Source organism: Ferruginibacter sp., from assembly GCF_031430955.1.
Classification (GTDB): domain Bacteria; phylum Bacteroidota; class Bacteroidia; order Chitinophagales; family Chitinophagaceae; genus Ferruginibacter.
This window is the reverse complement of the sequence record NZ_JANPCM010000277.1, coordinates 1-1883: the sequence shown is the minus strand read 5'-3', so window position 1 is coordinate 1883 and position 1883 is coordinate 1. Positions and strand designations below refer to the sequence as shown.

Genomic DNA, 1883 nt, shown 5'->3' with positions numbered 1-1883 from the left:
GGCTTTATCAATGTAGAGCGGCCCCTCCTTGAACTTTGTTCGTTCTCTTATCAGAGAACCCCGGAGGGGAGAGAAATGTAGAAGATTATTGCGAAGATTGAAATGTAAAAAAATTACGAACAATGAATACAGATATCACAGAACATATCCCTGAAGACTTTGATGATAATTCCAAAGTATGGATTTACCAAAGCAGCCGTTTATTTTTAATGAGCGAAGCTTTTGAAATGGAAGACATGTTTAACAATTTTGTTTCCAACTGGAAAAGCCATGGCGATACCGTAAAAGGTTTTGCCAATTTATTTTTTGGGCAGTTTATAATTTTAATGGCAGATGAATCCGCCTTCGGCGGAGTTAGTGGCTGCAGCACCGACAGTTCTGTTCGTTTAATAAAAGAAATTGAGCAAAAATTTAATGTGGATCTTTTTAACCGGCAAAACCTGGCTTTTATTGTAAAAGATAAAATTCAATTGCTGCCTTTATCGCAATTAAATTATGCGGTAGAAAATAATTTTATAAATGCAGATACCTTGTATTTTAATAATACTGTGCTTACTAAAAAAGAACTGCTGGAGAAATGGATTGTGCCGGTTAAGGAGAGTTGGTTGAGTAAGAAGATTGATTTAAAGAAGTCAACTATCTAATTTATAATTTGATTATAGAAATTCCTTTATGAAAGCTGCTTTTATAATTATTATTTTCTTTTTCATTGTTAGTTTAAATCTTATTGCACAAACAAAAAGCAAATATATATTCGTAAAAACCATTGATAAAAAAGATTATTTCTATATCCCTCAATCTGCATTTTCTGATTCTGTTAATGGAGTTATTTATCAGGATAAAACTTTATCGAAAGTTGCTCTGCAGAAAAAATGTTTTAGATTTTTCTGGAATTCTATCTGTAATGATGGTTCTTATTACCTAACAATTACTCCTGAACAAATTTATTTTTCCTCTGGGCACGATAACCCTAATCCAAACTATCTTTTTTGGGTCATTAACATTACAAATTCTCAATACCAATTATTGAAGAAAACCTTCTTTAAACAAACTCCTGAAGGGTTTAGCAAAAATGCTGAATACAATCCGATTTATTATTTTGATGAGAAGTACGTTGATACTTTCTCTATTCCTGAGAATTGGACCGATTCGATTTTAAAAATTGAAAGTATTTATTGTGAAAATCAAATTAAAACGCAATTAGTAAGATATTTCTCATTGATAAATTCTTATATAAAAGAACCCTCTAAAAAAATAAATTTCCTCGAAAACAAAAAAGTAAGGCAAAAGTATTTTAGTAGTTCCAAACAAGAAATAATTGATTGGATGCCCAAGAAAATAAAAGCTAAATTCACACCTCCAAAAAATTCAGAATAAGATAAGTGCCAAAATGTTTTTATTATTTTATTCCTGCTTTTTTCAACAACTCCATTTTATTATTCTTCTTCACCTTCTTATTAAAAATATAACTCAATGCAATTCTAAAATTTTTTGTCTTAGTAGTGCTGTAACTTTCTAAATTAAAATTACTGGCGTAAGTAAAGTTTTTATTTTGCTGCTGCCTGAAGGGATCAATAACACTTACTGCCAGCACCATTTTCTTTTTAAATAATTTTTGCTGCACGCCCATACTCATACTTAATGTACTTCTTACGTTGCCCTGCGGATTGGCAAAGCGGTTGTAAGTAATGCTGGCGTTACTGTTGAATAAATCGTTAAACTGGTAACTGCCGTTAAAGGTTGAAAAAATGGAGCCGCCATTGCGGTAGCGGTTTACGGTTCTGTCGTGGTTGCTGTACACATTATAACTGTAACCCAAACTCAAATTCAATTTTGTTTTTTTACTCAATGTGTAGCCCGCCCAGGTGTTGGCTTCATATTCT

At 32.0% G+C, this 1883-nt stretch carries 3 protein-coding genes; 2 read left to right on the top strand and 1 reads right to left on the bottom strand.

Going from position 1 to position 1883, the window contains the following annotated elements:
* The first annotated feature begins 122 nt into the window (after positions 1 to 122).
* Together ACY65O_RS07855 and ACY65O_RS07850 are read left to right on the top strand one after the other, a co-directional pair.
* Positions 123 to 644 (top strand): hypothetical protein, encoded by a 522-nt coding sequence (locus ACY65O_RS07855; RefSeq protein ID WP_462220303.1) that lies wholly within the window; start codon positions 123 to 125, stop codon positions 642 to 644.
* A 28-nt stretch (positions 645 to 672) separates the two neighbouring features.
* Positions 673 to 1377, top strand: coding sequence for a hypothetical protein (locus ACY65O_RS07850; protein ID WP_462220302.1), 705 nt, complete (start codon positions 673 to 675; stop codon positions 1375 to 1377).
* Positions 1378 to 1399: 22 nt separating this feature from the next.
* Here the strand turns inward: ACY65O_RS07850 and ACY65O_RS07845 are convergent.
* Positions 1400 to 1883 (bottom strand): outer membrane beta-barrel protein (locus ACY65O_RS07845; RefSeq protein ID WP_462220301.1); only part of this gene is annotated, 484 nt, incomplete at its 5' end.